This is a genomic window from Neisseria animalis (assembly GCF_900636515.1).
Lineage (GTDB): Bacteria > Pseudomonadota > Gammaproteobacteria > Burkholderiales > Neisseriaceae > Neisseria > Neisseria animalis.
The window spans coordinates 377,299-400,474 of the sequence record NZ_LR134287.1 but is presented as its reverse complement, the minus strand read 5'-3'; the positions used below and the strand labels follow the sequence as shown (position 1 = coordinate 400,474).

At 50.7% G+C, this 23,176-nt stretch carries 20 protein-coding genes, 2 tRNA genes and 3 rRNA genes; 10 read left to right on the top strand and 15 right to left on the bottom strand.

Features of this window, described 5'->3' with window-relative positions; genetic code table 11:
• Nucleotides 1-98 precede the first annotated feature (98 nt).
• Nucleotides 99-884 (bottom strand): enoyl-ACP reductase FabI, encoded by a 786-nt coding sequence (gene fabI / locus EL111_RS01910; RefSeq protein ID WP_123795688.1) that lies wholly within the window; start codon nucleotides 882-884, stop codon nucleotides 99-101.
• 240 nt (nucleotides 885-1,124) lie between these two features.
• On the opposite strand from fabI, the gene EL111_RS01905 reads away from it, so the two are divergent.
• Nucleotides 1,125-1,502, top strand: a complete 378-nt coding sequence (locus EL111_RS01905; RefSeq protein WP_123795689.1) for a hypothetical protein — start codon at nucleotides 1,125-1,127, stop codon at nucleotides 1,500-1,502.
• 146 nt (nucleotides 1,503-1,648) lie between these two features.
• Entirely contained in the window at nucleotides 1,649-2,977 is a 1,329-nt protein-coding gene (gene miaB / locus EL111_RS01900) for a tRNA (N6-isopentenyl adenosine(37)-C2)-methylthiotransferase MiaB (protein ID WP_123795690.1), read from the top strand.
• A 105-nt stretch (nucleotides 2,978-3,082) separates the two neighbouring features.
• On the opposite strand, the gene EL111_RS10460 is transcribed toward miaB, so the two are convergent.
• From EL111_RS10460 to EL111_RS01865, 8 genes are all read right to left on the bottom strand, one after another.
• Complete coding sequence (locus EL111_RS10460; protein ID WP_162842986.1) at nucleotides 3,083-3,223, bottom strand: hypothetical protein; 141 nt, start codon at nucleotides 3,221-3,223, stop codon at nucleotides 3,083-3,085.
• 58 nt (nucleotides 3,224-3,281) lie between these two features.
• Nucleotides 3,282-4,124: a GNAT family N-acetyltransferase gene (locus EL111_RS01895; RefSeq protein WP_123795691.1), complete on the bottom strand. Its 843-nt coding sequence runs from the start codon at nucleotides 4,122-4,124 to the stop codon at nucleotides 3,282-3,284.
• A 422-nt stretch (nucleotides 4,125-4,546) separates the two neighbouring features.
• Nucleotides 4,547-4,834: a ComEA family DNA-binding protein gene (locus tag EL111_RS01890; protein ID WP_126325826.1), complete on the bottom strand. Its 288-nt coding sequence runs from the start codon at nucleotides 4,832-4,834 to the stop codon at nucleotides 4,547-4,549.
• Between the two features lie 227 nt (nucleotides 4,835-5,061).
• A 5S ribosomal RNA gene (gene rrf, locus EL111_RS01885) occupies nucleotides 5,062-5,175 on the bottom strand.
• A 121-nt stretch (nucleotides 5,176-5,296) separates the two neighbouring features.
• Nucleotides 5,297-8,187, bottom strand: a 23S ribosomal RNA gene (locus tag EL111_RS01880).
• Nucleotides 8,188-8,562: 375 nt separating this feature from the next.
• Nucleotides 8,563-8,638, bottom strand: a tRNA-Ala gene (locus tag EL111_RS01875).
• Nucleotides 8,639-8,648: 10 nt separating this feature from the next.
• A tRNA-Ile gene (locus EL111_RS01870) sits at nucleotides 8,649-8,725 on the bottom strand.
• Nucleotides 8,726-8,829: 104 nt separating this feature from the next.
• Nucleotides 8,830-10,370: ribosomal RNA gene (locus EL111_RS01865) — 16S ribosomal RNA — on the bottom strand.
• The 16S, 23S and 5S rRNA genes sit together here with 2 tRNA genes alongside, the layout of an rRNA operon.
• Before the next feature lie 592 nt (nucleotides 10,371-10,962).
• Here EL111_RS01865 and thrB point away from each other — a divergent pair.
• Nucleotides 10,963-11,880, top strand: a complete 918-nt coding sequence (gene thrB, locus EL111_RS01860; protein ID WP_123796327.1) for a homoserine kinase — start codon at nucleotides 10,963-10,965, stop codon at nucleotides 11,878-11,880.
• A gap of 166 nt (nucleotides 11,881-12,046) precedes the next feature.
• Here thrB and EL111_RS01855 read toward each other — a convergent pair whose 3' ends face one another.
• The 3 genes from EL111_RS01855 to EL111_RS01845 are packed head-to-tail and all read right to left on the bottom strand — an operon-like array spanning nucleotide 12,047 to nucleotide 14,252.
• Nucleotides 12,047-12,754 carry an SAM-dependent methyltransferase gene (locus EL111_RS01855; RefSeq protein ID WP_123796328.1) on the bottom strand — a complete coding sequence of 236 codons (708 nt, stop codon included), beginning with the start codon at nucleotides 12,752-12,754 and terminating at the stop codon, nucleotides 12,047-12,049.
• An 11-nt stretch (nucleotides 12,755-12,765) separates the two neighbouring features.
• A complete protein-coding gene (locus EL111_RS01850) occupies nucleotides 12,766-13,608 on the bottom strand; it encodes a hypothetical protein (RefSeq protein ID WP_123796329.1) in 843 nt (280 codons plus the stop codon).
• A gap of 53 nt (nucleotides 13,609-13,661) precedes the next feature.
• Entirely contained in the window at nucleotides 13,662-14,252 is a 591-nt protein-coding gene (locus EL111_RS01845; protein ID WP_123796330.1) for a Maf family protein, read from the bottom strand.
• A gap of 53 nt (nucleotides 14,253-14,305) precedes the next feature.
• Here EL111_RS01845 and EL111_RS01840 point away from each other — a divergent pair, with 53 nt between their 5' ends.
• From EL111_RS01840 to plsX, 4 genes are all read left to right on the top strand, one after another.
• Nucleotides 14,306-14,806, top strand: a complete 501-nt coding sequence (locus EL111_RS01840; RefSeq protein ID WP_123796331.1) for a YceD family protein — start codon at nucleotides 14,306-14,308, stop codon at nucleotides 14,804-14,806.
• Nucleotides 14,807-14,898: 92 nt separating this feature from the next.
• Nucleotides 14,899-15,078 carry a 50S ribosomal protein L32 gene (gene rpmF, locus EL111_RS01835; protein ID WP_002214744.1) on the top strand — a complete coding sequence of 60 codons (180 nt, stop codon included), beginning with the start codon at nucleotides 14,899-14,901 and terminating at the stop codon, nucleotides 15,076-15,078.
• 163 nt (nucleotides 15,079-15,241) lie between these two features.
• Nucleotides 15,242-15,772 carry a phosphoribosyltransferase gene (locus EL111_RS01830; RefSeq protein ID WP_123796332.1) on the top strand — a complete coding sequence of 177 codons (531 nt, stop codon included), beginning with the start codon at nucleotides 15,242-15,244 and terminating at the stop codon, nucleotides 15,770-15,772.
• 40 nt (nucleotides 15,773-15,812) lie between these two features.
• Nucleotides 15,813-16,904, top strand: a complete 1,092-nt coding sequence (gene plsX / locus EL111_RS01825) for a phosphate acyltransferase PlsX (protein WP_123796333.1) — start codon at nucleotides 15,813-15,815, stop codon at nucleotides 16,902-16,904.
• A 184-nt stretch (nucleotides 16,905-17,088) separates the two neighbouring features.
• Here the strand turns inward: plsX and EL111_RS01820 are convergent, their stop codons facing one another.
• Both EL111_RS01820 and EL111_RS01815 read right to left on the bottom strand, forming a co-directional pair.
• On the bottom strand, nucleotides 17,089-19,191 hold the full coding sequence (locus tag EL111_RS01820) for a prolyl oligopeptidase family serine peptidase (RefSeq protein ID WP_331838776.1): 2,103 nt from the start codon (nucleotides 19,189-19,191) through the stop codon (nucleotides 17,089-17,091).
• Between the two features lie 76 nt (nucleotides 19,192-19,267).
• Complete coding sequence (locus tag EL111_RS01815; RefSeq protein WP_123796335.1) at nucleotides 19,268-19,534, bottom strand: putative hemolysin; 267 nt, start codon at nucleotides 19,532-19,534, stop codon at nucleotides 19,268-19,270.
• A gap of 131 nt (nucleotides 19,535-19,665) precedes the next feature.
• Between EL111_RS01815 and EL111_RS10455 the strand changes: the two genes are divergently transcribed.
• The gene (locus EL111_RS10455) at nucleotides 19,666-19,929 is read left to right on the top strand and encodes a type 2 periplasmic-binding domain-containing protein (protein WP_164715650.1); all 264 of its coding nucleotides are present in this window, start codon (nucleotides 19,666-19,668) and stop codon (nucleotides 19,927-19,929) included.
• 324 nt (nucleotides 19,930-20,253) lie between these two features.
• On the opposite strand, the gene EL111_RS01805 is transcribed toward EL111_RS10455, so the two are convergent.
• A complete protein-coding gene (locus tag EL111_RS01805; RefSeq protein WP_123796336.1) occupies nucleotides 20,254-21,135 on the bottom strand; it encodes an EamA family transporter in 882 nt (293 codons plus the stop codon).
• Nucleotides 21,136-21,513: 378 nt separating this feature from the next.
• On the opposite strand from EL111_RS01805, the gene EL111_RS01800 reads away from it, so the two are divergent.
• Both EL111_RS01800 and EL111_RS01795 read left to right on the top strand, forming a co-directional pair.
• Nucleotides 21,514-21,843, top strand: a complete 330-nt coding sequence (locus EL111_RS01800; RefSeq protein WP_078275558.1) for an ArsR/SmtB family transcription factor — start codon at nucleotides 21,514-21,516, stop codon at nucleotides 21,841-21,843.
• An 81-nt stretch (nucleotides 21,844-21,924) separates the two neighbouring features.
• Nucleotides 21,925-23,148 (top strand): NADH:flavin oxidoreductase/NADH oxidase family protein, encoded by a 1,224-nt coding sequence (locus EL111_RS01795; protein WP_123796337.1) that lies wholly within the window; start codon nucleotides 21,925-21,927, stop codon nucleotides 23,146-23,148.
• Nucleotides 23,149-23,176: the final 28 nt, after the last annotated feature.

Below are 23,176 nucleotides of genomic sequence, written 5' to 3'. Positions count from 1 at the left end.
GCTTAAATTTGCTCCCTTGGTGTTTCAAGGCCGTCTGCAAAACAGGAAAGCATGAAACGCACCTGTTTTACAGACGGCCTCTCTGCCGGCAATAAGGCTTATTCGCCATCGTTCAACGCATTAATGCTGTAACCGCCGTCCACATAAGTGATTTCCCCGGTAATGCCGGAAGACAGATCGGACAGCAGGAAAGCGGCGGCGTTACCGACTTCTTCGATGGTAACATTGCGGCGCAACGGATTTTGCTGGGCAACATGGTTCAACAGTTTGCTGAAATCGGCAATGCCCGAAGCGGCCAGCGTTTTAATCGGGCCGGCGGAAATGCCGTTGCAGCGGATACCTTCTTTGCCCAAGCAGGAAGCGGTAAAGCGGATACCGGCTTCCAAGCTGGCTTTTGCCATGCCCATCACGTTATAGTTCGGAATGGCACGCACTGCGCCCAAGTAGGTCAGTGCAACAATCGAAGCATTGCGACCCTGCATCATCGGACGGGCGGCCTTGGCCAGTGCAGGCAGGCTGTATGCGGAAATTTCATGAGCGGTATTAAAGGCTTCGCGGCTGATGCTGTCGAGAAAATCGCCGCTCAACGCTTCTTTTGGCGCAAAGCCGATAGAGTGTACCAAACCGTCCAAACCGTCCCAATGTTTGCCCAACTCGGCAAATGCTTGGTTGATTTCTTCATCGCTGGCTACATCGCAACGGAAAACCAGTTCGGAACCCAATTCCGCCGCCATCTTACGCACACGGTCTTCCAGCTTGTCGACAACGTAAGTAAAGGCCAACTCGGCACCTTGGTCATAGCAGGCTTTGGCAATGCCGTAAGCGATGGAACGCTCGGAAATCATACCTGTAATCAGAATTTTTTTACCTTGCAGGAAACCCATTTTTTATCCTTAGAGTGGTATTTCGGTTTGTTTAAACCGTTGATTATAACAAAAAACAATTATTTCCGCATAGAAAACAGCATAATGCCGTCTGCAAAAGGCGGGGCAGGCGCTTCCGACTTGCCCCCATCAAAATTTTTCGTCTGCACACACATGAAAATAATGCTTTAAAAACAAACATTACGCGATTTTGCAGACGGCTTGTGCTATAATTTCGCCCCGCTATTCGGAGAAGCTGCCATGAAACCATTGCACGGCTTGTTTCTGAGCTGCCTGATTGTGCTGCACGGCGGCGCATGGGCGCAACGTCAGATTCCCGCCGATATGGACACCGCCGTCTTAAAAAATGTCGATTTGCCCTACATTACGGTAGATTACGGCGGCTTTTCTTGGCAGAAACTGTTGAGCTTGGGCATCAGCAGTGGCCAAACCGCAAGACTGCCGGTATCCCGCTTTGTCCGCATTAAAAACGAGCGCAACCGTTTTATCGTTATCGGGCGGCTGGGCATACAAACCGGTAAAACTGTCGCACTCAAGCAAGACGGTTCGGGCGTTGTACAAGAAATTTGGATTTTAAACGCAGCCGAACAAAACCAAGCGGCACAGCGCAAGCAATAATACAGCCAATGTGGCAACAGCAAGCCGCCTTGTCCTCCCAAGCGCCATAAAATCACTTTGCAGACGGCTTTTCCTCCGACAAGGCCGTCTGCAAACATGACCAATCAGCCCCGCGATTACGGGCTACCTGAGAAAGAAACCACCCCATGAAAAAAGTATTTATCCGCACCTTCGGCTGCCAGATGAACGAATACGACAGCGACAAAATGCTGGCCGTTTTAGCAAAGGAACACGGCGGCATCGAGCAGGTCAATGCCGCCGAAGATGCCGACATCATCTTGTTCAACACCTGTTCCGTGCGCGAAAAAGCACAAGAAAAAGTCTTTTCCGACCTCGGCCGCGTTCGCCCGCTGAAAGAAAAAAATCCCGACCTGATTATCGGCGTAGCAGGCTGTGTCGCTTCACAGGAAGGCGAAGCCATCATCAAACGCGCACCGTATGTAGACGTGGTTTTCGGCCCGCAAACCCTGCACCGCCTGCCCAAAATGATTGTCGATAAAGAAACCACCGGACATTCCCAAGTCGACATCTCCTTTCCCGAAATTGAAAAATTCGACCACCTGCCCCCCGCCCGCGTGGAAGGCGGCAGCGCGTTTATTTCCATTATGGAAGGCTGCTCGAAATACTGCTCGTTTTGCGTAGTGCCTTACACGCGCGGCGAAGAATTTTCGCGCCCGCTCAACGACGTATTGACCGAAATCGCAGGTCTCGCGCAGCAGGGTGTGAAAGAAATCAACCTGTTGGGACAAAACGTCAACGCCTACCGCGGCGAAATGGACAACGGCGAAATCTGCGACTTTGCCACCCTGCTGCGTATCGTGCACGAAATCCCCGGCATCGAACGCATGCGCTTCACCACCAGCCATCCGCGCGAATTTTCCGATGCCATCATCGAATGCTACCGCGACCTGCCCAAGCTCGTTTCACACCTGCACCTGCCGATTCAAAGCGGTTCCGACCGCGTATTGAGCGCGATGAAGCGCGGCTACACCGCCTTGGAATACAAATCCATCATCCGCAAACTGCGCGCCATCCGTCCGGACTTGTGCCTGAGCTCCGACTTCATCGTCGGCTTTCCGGGCGAAACCGAACGCGAATTCGAGCAGACATTGAAGCTGGTAAAAGACATCGCTTTCGATTTGAGTTTCGTCTTCATTTACAGCCCGCGCCCGGGTACGCCCGCCGCCAACCTGCCCGACGACACTCCTCACGAAGAAAAAGTGCGCCGCTTGGAAGCCTTAAACGAAGTCATCGAAGCGGAAACCGCACGCATCAACCAAACCATGATCGGCACGGTACAACGCTGTTTGGTTGAAGGCATTTCCAAAAAAGACCCCGACCAACTGCAAGCGCGTACCGCCAACAACCGAGTGGTCAACTTCACCGGCACGCCCGATTTGATTAACCAAATGGTAGAGCTGGAAATCACCGAAGCCTACACTTTCTCATTACGCGGCAAACCGGTCGAAGCATAATCAAAAGCCGACAAAAAGCCGTCTGCAAATATCCGCCGGAAATTTGCAGACGGCTTTTTCCATATCTCATCACAATATGTGCCGATGGATTTACCGCATCATACGCTAACGGCCTATCCGCGTATGCGAACTTTCCACCCCTGCCTTGATTTCACCGTAAAACTCATTCGAGCCGCCGGAAGACAGCCCGCCCGCACAAGCCGACAGCAGCAATACAGACAAAACAGTACTCAGTTTTCCCAACATTACAAACCTCCGAAGATAAAAAGGCCGTCTGCAAATCACATTTACAGACGGCATGTTGCTATTTGGTATTGCAGCGGAAATGATACGCCATGATTTCAAAACCATTTTTGAAATACAAGCGGTGTGCATCCGCACGATCGTGGCTGACATGCACATTCAAATGGATTTTTTCAATTCCCGCTTCCGCACCGATTCTGCGAACCTCTTCCAACAAGCGCGAAGCATAGCCTTTCAAACGGTTTTGCGGCATGGTAACAATGTCATCAATATGAATATGATGGCCGCTTGCCAAATTATACGCAACATGGAAGCCGCACACCGCAACCGCATTATGTTTGCCTTCTTCAAAAATACCCAGCAGACGGTATCCTGCAGGACGCTGATGCGTATTAATCTGCTCTACAAAACGGTTGATGTCGGTTAACGACGAGCGCAACACGCTCAATGCCGCAAATGCCGTAACCGTTTCTTCAGGCATAATCTCACGCAATATGCCGACAACAGGCATTTGCTCCTGCGTTTTCTTCTGTTCTGCCGCGTGTTTCTCTTCAATCGCTTCCGCCAGCGATACACGCCCGTCGGATTGGTTCTGCCCTGCCGCCTCTTCACGCTCTTCCAGCAATGCTTTGCAGTCAATCACCCGCAAATCGTTGTCCGCCGCAAAGTCCATCAGAAAACGGAACATGGCAGGATTATCCGCTTCCAGCTTCTTATCCACCGCCACACACCGGACCTTATCCACCAAAATCGGACGAACCCATTGCGAATACGACAAACGGTTATTCTTATCAAAGGAAGACAAAATACCACACAAACGCTCCGCCCAGTCACTAGGACGGAATACTTTGCCTTTATTCGTCGTACCGTGTATTACAACTTCGTAAGGATTACAAACCAACATCGCAGATTCCCAAAAGAAATAATCTTTCTATTATACCCGAGTAACAGCTTTTGCTTATATGTTTGCCCTAGAAATAATAAAATTTTTGACATCATTTCCGCAAAGTACAGAAGAAATAACTAGCAAGCCATTTTCCATTCCCAGATATATAGTCGGATCACACGAAATAAAACAAGACAGCAAAACCACAAGCAGTACAAATGATACTGAATAGCAGGCTTACTGTTTCAGCAGTTTAGTCAATCCTCTCCTGAAGCAAAATACAGCAACGCTATAGCATTCCATGCGAAATGACCATACCATTTAAACAACTGTTCCTAACTCCCCAACGCTACCGATCCCCCAATAAAAGCCGTCTGCAATCCTATAGTTGATTTACAGACGGCTTTTTCCCCGGTGATTTTCCGGGTTCTTCGTTCAGCCTACTTGCTAGCCGGCACGGCCTTACGTTTGTTCTGTACCGGCGCCACCGTGACCTCGGCCTTCAGTTTGCCATAAATTCCCTCACCGATACCCTTCACATTCTTCAGCTCTTCCGTCGTTTTGAAACCGCCGTTCTGCTGACGGTAGGCCACAATCGCTTTGGCTTTCGCAGGGCCGATGCCCGGCAGGGCCTCCAACTCGCTCTGAGCGGCCGTATTGATGTTTACCGCCGCCAACGACAAGCCTGCCGCCAACGCAGCCAGCGCACCGAACAGGAATTTTTTCATGAGCTTTCTCCTTCTGTTATCAAGATGTCAACCCGGCATCCGAGCGGATACCGCCTACAACCCCATCATAAATAAAGCCCCCAAGTGCTTCAAGCCTTTTGCCGAAGCACAGCAATCTTCTGTCTGACTTGTGCAACACCATACTCCATACCTCCCCCATATCTCCGCTACCCGGCAAGCAACAAAGTAAAAGCCCCCGACATGATGTCAGGGGCTTCGGAATGGGTGTTTGGCAGTGACCTACTTTCACATGGAAGAACCACACTATCATCGGCGCTGAGTCGTTTCACGGTCCTGTTCGGGATGGGAAGGCGTGGGACCAACTCGCTATGGCCGCCAAACTTAAACTGTACAAATCGGTTAAGCCGTTATGCAGTCTCCTGCACTTATTTATTCTTTAATCAACTTCGGTAATGTTGTATCGCTTATCAGTAAGCTTTCATCTGAAGTTCTTCAAATGATAGAGTCAAGCCTCACGAGCAATTAGTATCGGTTAGCTTCACGCATTACTGCGCTTCCACACCCGACCTATCAACGTCCTGGTCTCGAACGACTCTTCAGGAGGGTTATACCCTCAGGGAAGTCTCATCTTCAGGCGAGTTTCGCGCTTAGATGCTTTCAGCGCTTATCTCTTCCGAACTTAGCTACCCGGCGATGCGACTGGCGTCACAACCGGTACACCAGAGGTTCGTCCACTCCGGTCCTCTCGTACTAGGAGCAGCCCCCGTCAAACTTCCAACGCCCACTGCAGATAGGGACCAAACTGTCTCACGACGTTTTAAACCCAGCTCACGTACCACTTTAAATGGCGAACAGCCATACCCTTGGGACCGACTACAGCCCCAGGATGTGATGAGCCGACATCGAGGTGCCAAACTCCGCCGTCGATATGAACTCTTGGGCGGAATCAGCCTGTTATCCCCGGAGTACCTTTTATCCGTTGAGCGATGGCCCTTCCATTCAGAACCACCGGATCACTATGTCCTGCTTTCGCACCTGCTCGACTTGTTGGTCTCGCAGTTAAGCTACCTTTTGCCATTGCACTATCAGTCCGATTTCCGACCGGACCTAGGTAACCTTCGAACTCCTCCGTTACTCTTTGGGAGGAGACCGCCCCAGTCAAACTGCCTACCATGCACGGTCCCCGATCCGGATGACGGACCTGGGTTAGAACCTCAAAGACACCAGGGTGGTATTTCAAGGACGGCTCCACAGAAACTGGCGTCTCTGCTTCTAAGCCTCCCACCTATCCTACACAAGTGACTTCAAAGTCCAATGCAAAGCTACAGTAAAGGTTCACGGGGTCTTTCCGTCTAGCAGCGGGTAGATTGCATCTTCACAACCACTTCAACTTCGCTGAGTCTCGGGAGGAGACAGTGTGGCCATCGTTACGCCATTCGTGCGGGTCGGAACTTACCCGACAAGGAATTTCGCTACCTTAGGACCGTTATAGTTACGGCCGCCGTTTACTGGGGCTTCGATCCGATGCTCTCACATCTTCAATTAACCTTCCAGCACCGGGCAGGCGTCACACCCTATACGTCCACTTTCGTGTTAGCAGAGTGCTGTGTTTTTAATAAACAGTCGCAGCCACCGATTCTCTGCGACCCTCCAATGCTTACAGAGCAAGTCTTTCACATCGAAGGGCATACCTTCTCCCGAAGTTACGGTATCAATTTGCCGAGTTCCTTCTCCCGAGTTCTCTCAAGCGCCTTAGAATTCTCATCCTGCCCACCTGTGTCGGTTTGCGGTACGGTTCTGATTCAACTGAAGCTTAGTGGCTTTTCCTGGAAGCGTGGTATCGGTTACTTCGTGTCCGTAGACACTCGTTATCACTTCTCGGTGTTATGAAGACCCGGATTTGCCTAAGTCTTCCACCTACCGGCTTGAACAAACTATTCCAACAGTTTGCTAACCTAACCTTCTCCGTCCCCACATCGCATTGAATCAAAGTACGGGAATATTAACCCGTTTCCCATCGACTACGCATTTCTGCCTCGCCTTAGGGGCCGACTCACCCTACGCCGATGAACGTTGCGTAGGAAACCTTGGGCTTTCGGCGAGCGGGCTTTTCACCCGCTTTATCGCTACTCATGTCAACATTCGCACTTCTGATACCTCCAGCATGCTTTACAACACACCTTCTTCGGCCTACAGAACGCTCCCCTACCATGCTATTGCTAGCATCCGCAGCTTCGGTTACAGATTTGAGCCCCGTTACATCTTCCGCGCAGGACGACTCGACCAGTGAGCTATTACGCTTTCTTTAAATGATGGCTGCTTCTAAGCCAACATCCTGGCTGTCTGGGCCTTCCCACTTCGTTTACCACTTAATCTGTCATTTGGGACCTTAGCTGGCGGTCTGGGTTGTTTCCCTCTTGACAACGGACGTTAGCACCCGCTGTCTGTCTCCCGAGGAACAACTTGATGGTATTCTTAGTTTGCCATGGGTTGGTAAGTTGCAATAACCCCCTAGCCATAACAGTGCTTTACCCCCATCAGTCTCTTACTCGAGGCACTACCTAAATAGTTTTCGGGGAGAACCAGCTATCTCCGAGTTTGTTTAGCCTTTCACCCCTATCCACAGCTCATCCCCGCATTTTGCAACATGCGTGGGTTCGGACCTCCAGTGCGTGTTACCGCACCTTCATCCTGGCCATGGATAGATCACTCGGTTTCGGGTCTACGCCCCAGCAACTAATCGCCCTATTAAGACTCGGTTTCCCTACGCCTCCCCTATCCGGTTAAGCTCGCTACTGAACGTAAGTCGTTGACCCATTATACAAAAGGTACGCAGTCACGGAACAAGTCCGCTCCCACTGTTTGTATGCATCAGGTTTCAGGTTCTGTTTCACTCCCCTCCCGGGGTTCTTTTCGCCTTTCCCTCACGGTACTGGTTCACTATCGGTCGATGATGAGTATTTAGCCTTGGAGGATGGTCCCCCCATGTTCAGACAGGATTCCACGTGTCCCGCCCTACTTGTCGTATGCTTAGTACCACCGATGAGATTTCGAATACGGGGCTATCACCCACTATGGCCAAGCTTCCCAGCTTGTTCTTCTATCTCAACGGCTATCACATACAGGCTCCTCCGCGTTCGCTCGCCACTACTTGCGGAATCTCGGTTGATTTCTTTTCCTCCGGGTACTTAGATGGTTCAGTTCTCCGGGTTCGCTTCTCATACCCTATGTATTCAGGTATGGATACTGCACTGAATGCAGTGGGTTTCCCCATTCGGACATCACCGGATCATAGCTTTATTGCCAGCTCCCCGATGCTTTTCGCAGGCTTACACGTCCTTCGTCGCCTATCATCGCCAAGGCATCCACCTGATGCACTTATTCACTTGACTCTATCATTTCAAGAACCTCTCTGACTTAATCCGCTCTTCCGTTGACTAGAACAGGGACTAGAGATTTTTACTTTGATAAAGCTTACTGCTTTGTTGTGTATTGTTCCCGCCTTTTGTGTTTCGGGAACAACTCGATACAATCATCACCCAAATACTGTGGCCGGTTTGTTTTTCTTTTTAGCTTTGCTTGCGCTTTGCTTAAAAGAGATGTTAAACGGTCGCAACCGTTCTCTATCCAATCCGACCAACTTTGTCTTTGTTTGTTGATTTCGGCTTTCCAATTTGTTAAAGATCGATGCTTGCGGACTTTGTCCGACTTCGCAAATTAAAATGAGCGGCGATTATAGCAGCTTATTTTAATTTGTGAAGTCTTTTTGGTGGAGGCAAACGGGATCGAACCGATGACCCCCTGCTTGCAAAGCAGGTGCTCTACCAACTGAGCTATGCCCCCAGTATGTGTTTGGTGGGTCTGGGAGGACTTGAACCTCCGACCCCACGCTTATCAAGCGTGTGCTCTAACCAGCTGAGCTACAAACCCAAGGTCGTGAGCAATATATCCTATCGAATATTGTTGCTCTTCTTCTTGCATCTTCTACAGTTTACCGATAAGTGTGAATGCGGAGAACCTCTTCTTTTCTCTAGAAAGGAGGTGATCCAGCCGCAGGTTCCCCTACGGCTACCTTGTTACGACTTCACCCCAGTCATGAAGCATACCGTGGTAAGCGGACTCCTTGCGGTTACCCTACCTACTTCTGGTATCCCCCACTCCCATGGTGTGACGGGCGGTGTGTACAAGACCCGGGAACGTATTCACCGCAGTATGCTGACCTGCGATTACTAGCGATTCCGACTTCATGCACTCGAGTTGCAGAGTGCAATCCGGACTACGATCGGTTTTGTGAGATTGGCTCCGCCTCGCGGCTTGGCTACCCTCTGTACCGACCATTGTATGACGTGTGAAGCCCTGGTCATAAGGGCCATGAGGACTTGACGTCATCCCCACCTTCCTCCGGCTTGTCACCGGCAGTCTCATTAGAGTGCCCAACCAAATGATGGCAACTAATGACAAGGGTTGCGCTCGTTGCGGGACTTAACCCAACATCTCACGACACGAGCTGACGACAGCCATGCAGCACCTGTGTTACGGCTCCCGAAGGCACTCCTCCGTCTCTGGAGGATTCCGTACATGTCAAGACCAGGTAAGGTTCTTCGCGTTGCATCGAATTAATCCACATCATCCACCGCTTGTGCGGGTCCCCGTCAATTCCTTTGAGTTTTAATCTTGCGACCGTACTCCCCAGGCGGTCAATTTCACGCGTTAGCTACGCTACTAAGCAATCAAGTTGCCCAACAGCTAATTGACATCGTTTAGGGCGTGGACTACCAGGGTATCTAATCCTGTTTGCTACCCACGCTTTCGAGCATGAACGTCAGTATTATCCCAGGGGGCTGCCTTCGCCATCGGTATTCCTCCACATCTCTACGCATTTCACTGCTACACGTGGAATTCTACCCCCCTCTGACATACTCTAGTCACCCAGTTCAGAACGCAGTTCCCAGGTTGAGCCCGGGGATTTCACATCCTGCTTAAGTAACCGTCTGCGCTCGCTTTACGCCCAGTAATTCCGATTAACGCTCGCACCCTACGTATTACCGCGGCTGCTGGCACGTAGTTAGCCGGTGCTTATTCTTCAGGTACCGTCATGAGGAAATGGTATTAGCATCTCCCTTTTCTTCCCTGACAAAAGTCCTTTACAACCCGAAGGCCTTCTTCAGACACGCGGCATGGCTGGATCAGGCTTGCGCCCATTGTCCAAAATTCCCCACTGCTGCCTCCCGTAGGAGTCTGGGCCGTGTCTCAGTCCCAGTGTGGCGGATCATCCTCTCAGACCCGCTACTGATCGTCGCCTTGGTAGGCCTTTACCCCACCAACCAGCTAATCAGATATTGGCCGCTCGAATAACGCAAGGCCCGAAGGTCCCCTGCTTTCCTCCTCAGAGCGTATGCGGTATTAGCTAATCTTTCGATCAGTTATCCCCCATTACTCGGTACGTTCCAATATGTTACTCACCCGTTCGCCACTCGCCGGCAGAAGTGCAAGCACTTCCCCGCTGCCGTCCGACTTGCATGTGTAAAGCATGCCGCCAGCGTTCAATCTGAGCCAGGATCAAACTCTTATGTTCAATCTCTAACTTAATAACTTCTGGTCTGCTTCAAAGAAACCGACAGGATATAGAATTTCTACATCTTGTCTGTTTTTGTCGCAGTGTGAGGCTTTCCGCACTCACACTTATCGGTAATCTGTTTGTTAAAGAGCTAAATTCGAATTTTACTACAGCTTGTTTTTATTTGTCAAATGTTTTTTACCAACCAGCTTAAAACTTCCAAATAAATCTGCTATAATAAACAGTTCGCTTTCACCGCCGAAGCAGCGAAGAACCGAACTATACCCCTCCAAACCACCCCAGTCAACCCTAAAAATACAAATAAAATCGGGAAAATACTCATCTATCTGTTTGGTAAGGAAATTTTATTGAGGGAAATTTGCACCGAAATGACAAACTGTGATGCCGCCGCCAACCGGCCGTCTGCGTTTTGGGATTTGCAGACGGCTTTTTTCTGTTTATTCCAATCCACACGCAATCTTCAAGTAAAACCCTTTATCTTTCCAACTCCCGACCGGCCATCTATCTGATACTCTGCTTTCTGCCTTATAAAAAAGTTTGGTATGATTACTGCTTAAAATTTTTCCGATTATTTTTCAGGTGTCCCGATATGTCTGTTTATACCAGTGTATCCGATGAGGAAATGCGAGAGTTTCTCACTCAATATGATTTAGGTGAATTTGTTTCCTTACAGGGTATTGCCCAAGGGATTACCAACAGCAACTATTTTCTTACCACCTCTGCCGGCCGCTATGTTTTAACTGTATTTGAAGTGTTGAAACAGGAAGAGCTGCCGTTTTTTCTTTTATTGAATCAGCATTTAAGCAACAACGGCGTTGCCTGCCCCGCACCGATTGTCCGGAAAAACGGCAAACTGGATTCCGTATTGGCGGGCAAACCTGCTTGCGTCGTTACCTGTTTGAAAGGTTCGGATACCGGCTGGGCAACGGAAATGCAATGTTTCCATACTGGCGCGATGTTGGCCAAGATGCATTTGGCGGGGCAGGATTTTCCGCTGAAAATGAACAACCCCCGCTATAACAAATGGTGGCATGAATCAGCACAACAATTATTACCTGTATTGAATGAAAGCGATGCTGCTCTGCTTTTGGAAGAGATTGCTTTTTTAGACGACAATCTCGGCGGACACTTACCCTCCGGCATTATTCATGCCGATTTGTTTAAAGACAACGTCTTGCTCGACGGAGAACAAGTTGCCGGATTCATCGACTTCTACTACGCCTGCAACGGTAATTTTATGTACGACTTGGCGATTGCGGTCAACGACTGGGCGCGGACGGCAGACAACCATTTAGACCAGCCGCTTGCTGATGCCTTTATCCGCGGCTACGAAAGCGTGCGCCCGCTGTCCGATGAAGAACGCACTTATTTTCCGATTGCCCAAAGAGCAGGCTGTATCCGCTTTTGGGTATCGCGCCTGCTGGATTTCCATTTCCCGCAATCGGGAGAAATGACTTTTATCAAAGATCCGAACGCTTTTCGCGATTTATTATTGACGCTCCGTTGATTTTTTATCAAAAGGCCGTCTGCAAAATACGATGCATTTCCAAACATCGCATTTTGCAGACGGCCTTTTGTACCCAATATAAGCAAATAAACACGAAACGCAGCAATAACACCGTATCGTTACCGCTTTAAATCACCATATACGCCTATGTATATGAATCAACCTGCTAAGCCACGTGTAATACAAAAATCGTCGGGCGTTTTTTCAAATTCGGCAACGTCTCCAGCTTGCGCCAGTCCGCCACCGTTTTACTGATAACTGTCTGGCTCGGCAGGGTCAAATCGCACGCTACGCAAACGCGCGTTGCCGGGTGCAGTTGTTCCAGCGCATCAGCAAGCAGCGCATCGTTGCGGTAAGGCGTTTCAATGAAAAGCTGGGTTTCGTTGTGCGAACGCGAACGCTGCTCCAAGGCTTTCAATGCCTGAATACGCTCGCTTTTTTCAGACGGCAGATAACCCTTAAACGCAAAGTTCTGCCCGTTCGCCCCCGAAGCCATCAATGCCAGCAGCAGACTGGAAGGACCGACCAGCGGACGGACTTCAAAACCGTGTGCATGCGCCAAAGCCACCAAATCCGCTCCCGGATCGGCCACGGCAGGACAGCCCGCCTCGCTGACAATCCCCATACTCCGCCCTTCCCGCAAAGGCTTGAGCAGTTCGGGCAGGGTTTTCAAATCGGTATGTTCGTTGAGCGTTTGCAAATTTAATTCCCGAATCGGTGTCGTAACACCCAAATGCTTCAAATGCGCGCGGGCGGTTTTTTCCGCCTCAACGACAAAATCCGTCAAACCGACAATCTGCGCCTGCTCGTGCGGCAGTAGGCAGGGCGTATCGGGCGCGCCCAGCGGAGTAGGAATCAAATAAAGAACCGGCATAAAACGTACCTTTAAATTTTCACATCGGGGCAAGCATTTTGTGCATACAGCGCAAGCAACTGTTCACGGGTTACTTTGGCACGCAACTGCTCCCAAACTTGATAAAACGCAGTGGGGTTTTGCAAATCTTTCGCCTGCTTCATCGCCATCATATCGTGATACACCATACCCCACCGCTTACGCAACATCTCATCGGGGTATTCGTAAGCCACACATTTAAATTGCGGATTCAAACGCAAAAACAAAGTCGGCAGCCGTTCAAAAATAAACGGTATCATCGGATAGCTGTGGCTGCCGGAATGCGCCACCAAATTCTGCGCCCCTAAGCGGTTTTCCGTATCCCCTTCAATCATATGGTAAAACATCTCGGCAAAATCCATATACGCCTGCCAAAACTTCGGACTGCCCACCCAATAATTGCAATACACCACACTCCCGCTCGTATCCATCAGCGTATTCAGATGTACCGGGATTCTGAGTATATCCAAAATATTTTGAGTAACCTCTACCAAACCCTTATGGTAGCTTCCGCCCTGCAGCCATTGGTTGGCAAACAAATGGCTGGGCGCAGTAATCGGATTAAACAGGTAAACGTCTGCAGCGTCTGCCCCCCCCGAATTTTTCTCGACAAACGCCTTAACCTCATCACTGCTCAAGCCGGTTTTCTCATAAAACTTATGGCTGAATACCCCGGTAAGACCTTGAAAATACTCACGGCGGTGCTGCCACAAATAACGCATGACACCATATTCAAACCATTTTTCATTCCCGTTCGGACGGTTATAAACCGGAACAAACCCCTTATCCAAACCCGCTTGCTGCGACTCCAAATAATAAATCTGAAAAATATTCACTTATTTTCCCCAATCCGCACAACCTGAGCCATGCCGAAACCTAATAATAAAAACTATAAAACGTCCACGCCCTCGTTGGCCAAAAAATCAACCAAACAAAAAATCGGCAGCCCGATTAAAGCATTCGGATCGCTGCTGTCGATTTGCTGCAACAACGCCGCGCCCAAACCTTCGCTTTTCGCCGCACCCGCACAATAAACCGCATCAGGCTCCCGCTCGAGATAGGTGCGGATTTGTGCATCGTCCAATTCGCGCATGGTTACAACGGTTTTATCGACATAACGCTGAATCCGTCCCGAAGCAGTATTCAAAAGCACGATTGCACTGTAAAATTCAATCCGCTGCCCGGAAAGAGCAGCCAACATTTGTTGTGCTTTCGCCACGCACATCGGCTTACCGAGCTGGCGGCCGCCGCACCATGCAACCTGATCCGCACCAATCACCAGCGCATCCGGAAAATCCGCCGCCAGCGACCGCGCCTTACCTTCTGCCAAGCGTAAAGCCGTATCCTGTGCGCTTTCTCCGGCAACGGGTGTTTCATCAAAATCAGGCGCAGCCGTCTGAAAATCCAAACCCAAACGCGCAAGCTGGGCTTGGCGGAAAACCGAACTCGATCCTAATACCAAAGGCAGCTTCTTACTCATTTTTTCTTAAAAATATTGACGTTAGACTGCCGAAATTATATCATATCTCGTTTATGTCAGACCCTAATTTGATTGACCCTGAGGTGTTTGCCGCCGAAGGGCAGGAATTGCAAAGCAGTTTCCGCCTTGACGAGCTGGACGAACGCGTCTGGTCGCACGAATATTTTGCCGACAAACAGGCTGCCGTATCGTTTTCGCTCAAAGGCGGACGCGACCGCTGGCAGCGCCTGTTTCTCGATTTGACAGTCCGCTCGGATGTGCCGCTGCTGTGCCAGCGCTGCATCAAACCGATGCCTTTCAAATTGGAAGAAACAAGCCATATCGTTTTGTTTGCCGATGAAAACCGCTTGGACGAAGCCATGCTTGCCGATGAAGAATTGGAAGGCATGCTGCTTGAAAAAGAGCTGGACGTGCGGACGCTGATTGAAGACCAAATCCTGATGGCTTTACCGTTTTCACCGCGCCATGACGATTGCGACAATGCCGCACTGCAAGCAGTCAATCAGGACAAACCCAACCCCTTTGCTGTTTTGGTCGGCCTCAAAAGCCGTTGAATCAGTAAGAACCGTACCGCAAGCAGCAAAATCCGCTTTCCGATACAGGTTCTGCAAATTAGGACACAGTTTTATTTATCTAGGAGCTTGAAATGGCCGTTCAACAAAACAAAAAATCCCCTTCAAAACGCGGTATGCACCGCTCACACGACGCTTTGACCGCACCTGCACTGTCTGTTGACAGCACTACCGGCGAAGTACACCGTCCGCACCACATTTCTCCAAACGGCATGTACCGCGGCCGCAAAGTCGTAAAAGCCAAAGGCGAATAATTTATCCGAATGCCCGAAAAGCCAGAATATTGCCCTGCAATGCTGGCTTTTTTGCGTTGGTTTTCACACGTTTTCCGATTTGCAGACGGCCTGAACCGCATTTAAGCCCGTTTATGCCGTCTGCAAATCCCCTCTTTTTTCTTTCCGATAACGGAACTTCCGTATGAAACAGAAAATCTGGTACACCTACGACGACATCCATCGCGTAATCAAAGGCTTGGCAGAAAAAATCCAACAATCCGGCGTACAATACGATGCCATGATTGCCATCGGCGGCGGCGGTTTTATTCCCGCGCGTATGCTGCGCTGCTTTTTGGAAATCCCGATTTACGCCGTTACCACCGCCTATTACGACAGCGACAATGAAGGACAGGTAACGGACGAAGTCAAAAAAGTACAATGGCTCGATCCCGTACCGGAAGCATTGAAAGGCAAAAACGTACTGGTGGTCGATGAAGTGGACGACAGCCGCGTTACCATGGAATTTTGCCTGAACGAGCTGATGAAAGAAGACTTCGGTACAGTCGGAGTGGCCGTTTTGCACGAAAAAATCAAAGCCAAAACCGGCAAAATCCCCGAAGGAGTACCCTACTTCAGCGGTATCACCGTAGAAGACTGGTGGATTAACTACCCGTGGGACGCGGAAGACATCGACGAACACAACCGCCAAGCCGCCGCAGGCCACGCAGAATAACACTCAAGGCCGTCTGTAAAAAGCCAAACCGGAGCAAATTATGATTACATTGGCCGTAGATGCCATGGGCGGCGATGCCGGATTATCCGTTACCGTTCCCGGCGCCGTTGCCTTTTTAAAACAACAACCGAACGCTTCCCTGATAATGGTCGGCGACGAAACCGCCCTGCGCCAAGCCTTGGATAAAGCTCAAGCGCCGATGGAGCGGATTCAAATCGTACACGCCTCTCAGGTTGTCGAAATGGACGAAGCGCCGCAACTGGCCTTGAAAAACAAAAAAGATTCCTCCATGCGTATTGCCATCAACCAAGTCAAAGAAGGTAACGCGCAAGCCGCTGTTTCCGCAGGCAATACCGGCGCACTGATGGCTACCGCCCGCTTCGTGCTCAAAACCATTCCGGGCATCGAACGCCCCGCAATCGCCAAGTTCCTGCCCGGCAAAAACAACCACATGACGTTGGTACTCGACTTGGGCGCAAATGTTGACTGCACCGCCGAACAGCTTACCCAATTTGCCGTTATCGGCAGCGAGCTGGTACACGCCTTCCACCCCGAACGCGGCGCGCCGCGCGTGGGGCTGCTCAATGTCGGCGCGGAAGACATCAAAGGTACGGATACGGTCAAGCAAACCTATAAATTGCTGCAAAGCAGCCGTCTGAATTTTATCGGAAACGTAGAAGGAGACGATATTTTCAGCGGTAAAGCCGATGTTGTGGTTGCAGACGGCTTTGTCGGCAACATCATGCTGAAAACCGTAGAAGGTTCGGTCAAATTCATCGGCAGCGCCCTCAAACAGGAATTTGCCCGCAACCTGCTGACCAAGTTGGCCGCCTTAACCGCCCTGCCTGCCCTGCGCGGCTTCAAGCAAAAATTCGATCCGCGCAAATTCAACGGCGCCATCTTTCTCGGCTTGCGCGGCGTAGTCGTCAAAAGCCACGGCGGTACAGACGAAACCGGCTTTACCTTCGCATTGGAAGAAGCCTACCATGAAGCCGAAGCTGCCAGCCTCGCCAAAATCGAAGCAGGCGTAGCCGAACAACTTGCTGCACTGGAAGCAGCCAAATTACAGGCTGAAGTCGAAAAAGCCGCCGATACGGCAGAACCGTCAGGCAGCAACTCCTTAACCGAATAATATCCCGAACACGGGACAAGCGCAGACCCGGCCATCACTCGGAGCAGCCCGAACTCCGCCGGAAGTTTGCAAGGTTCTATCCGGCCAAACAGTCTGAAACCGCTAAGGCCGTCTGTAAAAAGCCGTCTGCAAATGGTTTGAAACGAAATCAGCGATTTCATCAGCCATTTGCAGACGGCTTTTTTTATGCACCTAATACTTCCTGCAAAAACACCAACACGCAGGCCAGTTCTTCGGCGGCATCCTGCTGCGTGCCGTTGCCGGTATGTCCGCCGCCGTCGGGGGCGTACAGCCAGCTTTGCGGGGCGTTTTTCCTCAGTTTGGCGTAAAACTTCAGCGCGTGCGCGGGGTGGACGCGGTCGTCGCTGAGGCTGGTGGTAATCAGCGCGGGCGGGTAATCCCTGCCGTCTGAAAGATTGTGGTACGGCGATTGCGCCGCCCAATAATCGCGGCAGACATCGTATTTGAGCGGATTGCCGTATTCGTCGGTCCAACTCGCACCCGCCGACAGCAGCGGATAGCGGAGCATATCGGTCAGCGGCATTTCGCACACCAGCGCACCGATTTGCTGCGGCTCGCGCACAAATGCCGATGCTGCCACCAAGCCGCCGTTGCTGCCGCCCTGCAGGGCGGTTTTTGCCGGCGAACCCAAACCGCGCGCGCCCAAATCGCGCACTACCGCCAGCAAATCGTCCACGCTTTTATGCTTGTGCAAACCCTGCGCGGCCTGATGCCACTGCGGGCCGAATTCGCCGCCGCCGCGCACGTTGGCCAATACGAACGCATTGCCCTTTTCCAGCCAGAATTTGCCGATGCTGCCCAAGTAATGCGGCAGCTCGGGCACGCCGAAACCGCCGTACACATACACCAGCGTCGGCGTATCGGGCGAGGCTGTTTTGCCGATGTGGAAATACGGAACCATCGTACCGTCTTCCGATTCCGCACGATACTGGGCAACCCGGATACCGCCGGCATCAAACTGCTGCGGCTGGCGGCGCATCACCGTCAGCTCCATCACATTCAAATCCAGCGCATACAGCGTCAGCGGCGTGGTGAAACCGCTGGCGGCCAGATACACCACATCGCCGCCCCACGGCTGGTCGGCGATTTCCAAGGCACCCGAAGGCAGGCGCGGCAATCCTGCCTCCTGCCACAGGCCGTCTGAAAAACGCCATGCTTTCAGACGGCCCTGCACGTTTTCCAAAATATGAGCCACCACGAAATGCCGCGTGGTTTCCACGCTTTCCAAAGCCTGCATCTCATCGGGGGCAAACAGCAACTGCGCCGCGCCAAGCTCTCCCTTGTTCAGCTTTACCGCCACCAGACTGCCTTTGGGATAACTCCGGTTGGCGCGTTTCCAGTCTTTACGCAAAGTCAGCAGCAGATGGCCGCACAGATAACCCGCCACATCGCAATCTTCCGGCAGGTTCAGCGGCACGGCTTCGCCGTTTTTCGCCACCTGCAGATACGTTTTGGTATAAAAACCGCCGGAAGCCTCGATTAAATCAACCGGCGAGCCCTGCGGGTCGAGATAACGCCACGCATTGACCATCATGCCGTCTGAATCGATTTGGAATACGGGCGTGCTTTCCTCAAAACTCTGCCCCCGCTCCACCAGCCACACCTCGCGCGGATAGCCCGAAGCCGTCATCTGCCGCTCGTCCCAAGCGGGGCATACCCACACGCTGTTTTCATCGCGCCACGAAATATGGTTTTTGCCCGCCGGAAAGTGAAAGCCGCCCTCCACCAAGCACCCTTGTGCCAAATCCATTTCCAAAGTATAGGCCGTATCGCCGCCCGCCCGGCTGAGGGTCAGCAGCGCACGGTGCGGCTGCTCGACCAAGTGCGACACCCCGCCGAGGTAAACGTCGTCGCCTAAAATCTCATCGAAGTCCGCCACCGAAAACAACACCTCCCACTCAGGATAACCGCTGCGGTAAGTAGCGGCGGTGCACACGCGGTACACGCCTTTTGGATACTCCGCATCCTGATGGAAATGGTACATGCGCGCGCGGTGTTCCTGACAAAACGGAATCTGCCGCGTATCCTGCATTTGCGCCAAAATGCCGTCTGAAAGCCTTCGGGCTTCGGCATTTTCCAAAAAACGGCGACGCGTTTCGGCATGGGCGGCCGCTGCAAAGGCCTGCGTTTCGGCGGAATCTAAGTTTTCAAAATGAAGATAAGGGTCGTGATGGGACATAGCGTGGGAATCTGCGTGAGGCCGTCCGAACTTGGCAGAGCGGGGCTCCGACCTGCCCTGCCGCGCAAACGGTCTGTCAATAAACAAACCGCGATTATAGCAAAAAGCACGACCAAGGCCGTCTGAAAAGCCTGTCCGGAAATATCCGGACAGGCTTTGCGGCTTAACGTTTGTATTCGCGGAAATAATCCCACTCGTCCAACACCCTGCCGTCGGGCAGGATGCACACGCCGTATTCGTTCATCTTCACGTCTTTGCGCGTTTCAGACTTGCCGCCTTGCTCGATACAGAAAACGGAAGCCGGATTCGCGACACCGGCGGCAGGCGCGGAGGACGCGGCAGGTGCATCACTGTGCGGCCGGTGGTGTCCGCCCGCACAGGCGGCCAGCAGCAAAACGGCGGACAGGGAAAGCATCAGAGGAGTTTTCATGGTTGGGTCTCCTTTTTGGACATTATCGGCAGACAGGCCGGAAGGCCGTCTGAAAACCATATCAAAGTTTACAGACGGTATTTCTTCATTTCAACAATTCACAAGCGGTCAGATTTTTGTCAATCTTACCAATGTTTTTACAAAGCTCTTTCTTCGCTAATCAAAAACTCCGCCACCCGCTTGGCAATCAGCTATTTACCGTCTTGTTTGACGAACCCATCTCAGACGGCATATTGCAGCCCGTCCTGACCGATACGCACCACAGCGAACCGCTTTCTTTAAACCTGCTTTATCCGCACCGCACACTGCTCGCACCGCGCGTGAAATTCGTGATGGACTATTTCCGCAAAAAACTGGCGGAAGACGGCCGCTTGCAGGCATTGCCATTGATTTAAGCAGCCAACGCGCGACTGATTTTCAAACATCTGCCCTGTCCTTGACCGTAAGGGTGGTTTGAAAAAGATAAATGCCGTCTGAAAACCGATTACCGATTTTATAGTCGAATAAAATAAGAATGAGACAAGGCAGCGAAGCCGCAGACAGTACACATAGTACGGCAAGGCAAAGCAACGATGTATCATTCTTATTTTAAATGACTATGCAGACGGCATTTCTTCATTTCATCAGCTCACAAGCGGTCGGTTTTTAGGCAAACCTTGCAAAAACTTTGCCAAATCCGACCGCTCTTTATGTTAAAAATCACTTAACCATAGGCTGAATTAAGATTTGCCCAATTTTTTCAAAATCCGCCCGCCAAACACCTGCACCACCAACGCCGTCATGATTACCACCGCACCAATCCAATGCCACGCATTCAATGTTTCTTTTAGCAGACTGAAACCAACAAACAAAGCGAGCACAGGCACAATCAGCGTGAGGGGAGCAATTTGGCTGGTAGGATAACGGCTTAAAAGATAACCCCAACTGCTATAACCCAAAAGCCCCGCCACATACGCCAAATACAGCACGCCTATCCAACCTTGCCACGTTAAAGAACCTATCTGCTCGGCAACGCCGCCGATACCATACATCACCACAGACATCGCCCCAAATGCGATCAAAGTAGATACATTGCCCCAAATAACCAGCGGCAAAGGCTTAACATTGCCCAATTTTTTAACAATCAAATTCCCCACTGCCCACGAAAACGCAGATGCCAGCACCAGCCATACCCCTATCATCGGCATCACGCCTTGATATTGCCCGACACCAATCAAAGCAAGCCCCATTATTGCCATCGTCATTGCGATAACGTGCCACACTCTGATTTTTTCCTTAAAGAATACGCTCGCCAAAATCACGGTAAAAAACACTTGGGCTTGATGAACCAAAGCGGCAAGACTGGTCGGCATTCCCTGATGTATCGCCAAAAACATCAAACTAAACTGCCCGAAACTAATCGCTAAGCCATAAAAAATCAGCCAACGGTAATCGCATTTTGGCACTTTAACAAATAAAATCACTGGAAACAGCAAAAATACAAAACGCAAAAAGCCAAGCAAAATGGGCGAGATTTCCATCAAGGGTAATTTCATAAATAAAAAATTGATGCCCCAAGCAACAATCACAAAAAGGGCAATCAAACCGTCTTTAACCGTCATATCAAACACCTCTATTTTTTGTTAAATTATCTGTTAAGTATTGTTAAATTTCAAGCAGGCGTAATGAGAAACAGCGGGCAGATAAAGATTGGTTTGACCTGTGTGATTGTGAAGAAAGAAGATGTATGAAAATTTAGTCAAGGATATATTCACCAAAATGTTAAAGCTTAGACTAATAATGCCGTCTGCAAATTGATTAAATGCAGACGGCATTTATTATTTGTCTTAAAAGAGCGGTCGGTTTTTTGGTAAATCTTGCAAAAACTTCGCCAAATCCGACCGCTCTTTCATACGCATTTCAAATTTATGCTCCGCCTCTTGACTTCCCTTTCCTTACACGCTAAAATACGTCTAAATTTTTAAACATATAATCAGATAATGCCTAAAACCACCATTGAGCTGTTGCAAGAAGCCGTTCCTGTATTTAGTGCGTTGGCGGACGATAACCGACTGCTGATTTTAAAAATACTCAAAGACGAAGGCAGGCTTAATGTCAATGCTTTAACTGAAAAGCTCCACCTTTCACGCCCCGCGGTGTCGCACCATTTAAAACTGATGCTGGCGGCGGGTTTGGTCGGTGTGGAGCAGGTCGGCAAGGAGCGTTATTATTTGGTAACACTGGAAAATGCAGGCAGGCACTTTCAGCATTTGATGGCGGCGTTTATTGCAGACGGCTGTTTGGACAGTGCTTTACCTGCTGATGTTTAAAACAAGGCTATCCCGAGCAATCGGGATTTTTAACCGCAAAACAAGTTTATATTTTTAAACTTATTAACATGAGGTAACACAATGAACAATCTTAACCAACCGCTTAGCCTAAAAAACGGCAAAGTCATTAAAAACCGTATTTTTAAAGGGGCGATGAGCGAGCAAATCACCAAAGGCAACCGCCCTGATTTGGCGTATGCCGAGCTTTACGGTGCGTGGGCAAACGGTGGTGCGGGCGTGCTGGTAACGGGCAATGTGATGGTGGATTACACCGCTTTGGGTTCGGCGGACGATGTGGTGATTGAAGACGAGCGTGATTTGGACTTGCTCAAAGCGTGGGCGAAGGCAGGCACGGCAAACGACACTGTGCTGCTAATGCAAATCAACCACCCCGGCAAGCAGTCGCCAAAAGATTTGTCGCCTGTGCCGGTTGCCCCGAGCAGCGTGGCGTTGGGCGGTGCGGTTGCGGGATTTTTCAACAAACCGCGTGCGCTCAGCGAAAATGAGATTTTGGATTTAATCAAGCGTTTTGCGAAAGCGGCACACGTTGCTGAAAAAGCTGGCTTTAGTGGCGTGCAAATCCACGCGGCACACGGCTATCTCATCAGCCAGTTTTTATCGCCAATCCACAACGTGCGGGACGACAAATGGGGCGGCAGCCTTGAAAACCGTATGCGGTTTTTGGTGGAAGTTTACCGTGCGATGCGTGCGGCAACTTCGTCTGATTTTATTATCGCCGTCAAACTCAATTCGGCAGACTTCCAAAAAGGCGGTTTTTCAGAAGAAGAAAGCGTGCAGGTGGTGGAGTGTTTGGTCAAAGAAGGCATTGATTTGGTGGAAATTTCAGGCGGCAACTACGAAGCGCCTGCGATGCTGGACGGCGTGAAAGAAAGCACCAAAAAACGCGAGGCGTATTTCTTGGATTATGCCCAAAAAGTGCGGTCGGTTTGCACCGTGCCATTGGTGATTACAGGAGGTTTTCGTTCGCAGACGGCAATGAGCGAAGCGGTGGCAAGCGGTGTTTTGGATATGGTCGGGCTTGCCAAACCTTTTGCCTTGTTGCCTGATTTGCCGAACCGCATTTTTGGCGGCACATACCAAACCCTAACCACACCGCAACCAAGATTGGGCGTAGCAAAACTGGACAAAATGCTCGGCTCGATGGTTGAGATGAATTGGTATATGCACCAAATGAAACTGATCAGTCAAGGCAAACAGCCCAATCCGAACAAATCGGCGTGGGGGATTTTCTTTGCAATGCTTGTCGCACAGGGCAAAGGGGCGTTTAGACGGGAACGGGCGTAGGCTGCAAGCAATCTGGTTTCAAGGAAAT

Bases quoted from the DNA above. Each gene is read 5' to 3' on its own strand.
- fabI (WP_123795688.1), bottom strand. From the start codon at position 884: ATGGGTTTCCTGCAAGGTAAAAAAATTCTGATTACAGGTATGATTTCC.
- EL111_RS01905 (WP_123795689.1), top strand. From the start codon at position 1,125: ATGAAACCATTGCACGGCTTGTTTCTGAGCTGCCTGATTGTGCTGCAC.
- miaB (WP_123795690.1), top strand. From the start codon at position 1,649: ATGAAAAAAGTATTTATCCGCACCTTCGGCTGCCAGATGAACGAATAC.
- EL111_RS10460 (WP_162842986.1), bottom strand. From the start codon at position 3,223: ATGTTGGGAAAACTGAGTACTGTTTTGTCTGTATTGCTGCTGTCGGCT.
- EL111_RS01895 (WP_123795691.1), bottom strand. From the start codon at position 4,124: ATGTTGGTTTGTAATCCTTACGAAGTTGTAATACACGGTACGACGAAT.
- EL111_RS01890 (WP_126325826.1), bottom strand. From the start codon at position 4,834: ATGAAAAAATTCCTGTTCGGTGCGCTGGCTGCGTTGGCGGCAGGCTTG.
- thrB (WP_123796327.1), top strand. From the start codon at position 10,963: ATGTCTGTTTATACCAGTGTATCCGATGAGGAAATGCGAGAGTTTCTC.
- EL111_RS01855 (WP_123796328.1), bottom strand. From the start codon at position 12,754: ATGCCGGTTCTTTATTTGATTCCTACTCCGCTGGGCGCGCCCGATACG.
- EL111_RS01845 (WP_123796330.1), bottom strand. From the start codon at position 14,252: ATGAGTAAGAAGCTGCCTTTGGTATTAGGATCGAGTTCGGTTTTCCGC.
- EL111_RS01840 (WP_123796331.1), top strand. From the start codon at position 14,306: ATGTCAGACCCTAATTTGATTGACCCTGAGGTGTTTGCCGCCGAAGGG.
- rpmF (WP_002214744.1), top strand. From the start codon at position 14,899: ATGGCCGTTCAACAAAACAAAAAATCCCCTTCAAAACGCGGTATGCAC.
- EL111_RS01830 (WP_123796332.1), top strand. From the start codon at position 15,242: ATGAAACAGAAAATCTGGTACACCTACGACGACATCCATCGCGTAATC.
- plsX (WP_123796333.1), top strand. From the start codon at position 15,813: ATGATTACATTGGCCGTAGATGCCATGGGCGGCGATGCCGGATTATCC.
- EL111_RS01815 (WP_123796335.1), bottom strand. From the start codon at position 19,534: ATGAAAACTCCTCTGATGCTTTCCCTGTCCGCCGTTTTGCTGCTGGCC.
- EL111_RS10455 (WP_164715650.1), top strand. From the start codon at position 19,666: ATGTTTTTACAAAGCTCTTTCTTCGCTAATCAAAAACTCCGCCACCCG.
- EL111_RS01805 (WP_123796336.1), bottom strand. From the start codon at position 21,135: ATGACGGTTAAAGACGGTTTGATTGCCCTTTTTGTGATTGTTGCTTGG.
- EL111_RS01800 (WP_078275558.1), top strand. From the start codon at position 21,514: ATGCCTAAAACCACCATTGAGCTGTTGCAAGAAGCCGTTCCTGTATTT.
- EL111_RS01795 (WP_123796337.1), top strand. From the start codon at position 21,925: ATGAACAATCTTAACCAACCGCTTAGCCTAAAAAACGGCAAAGTCATT.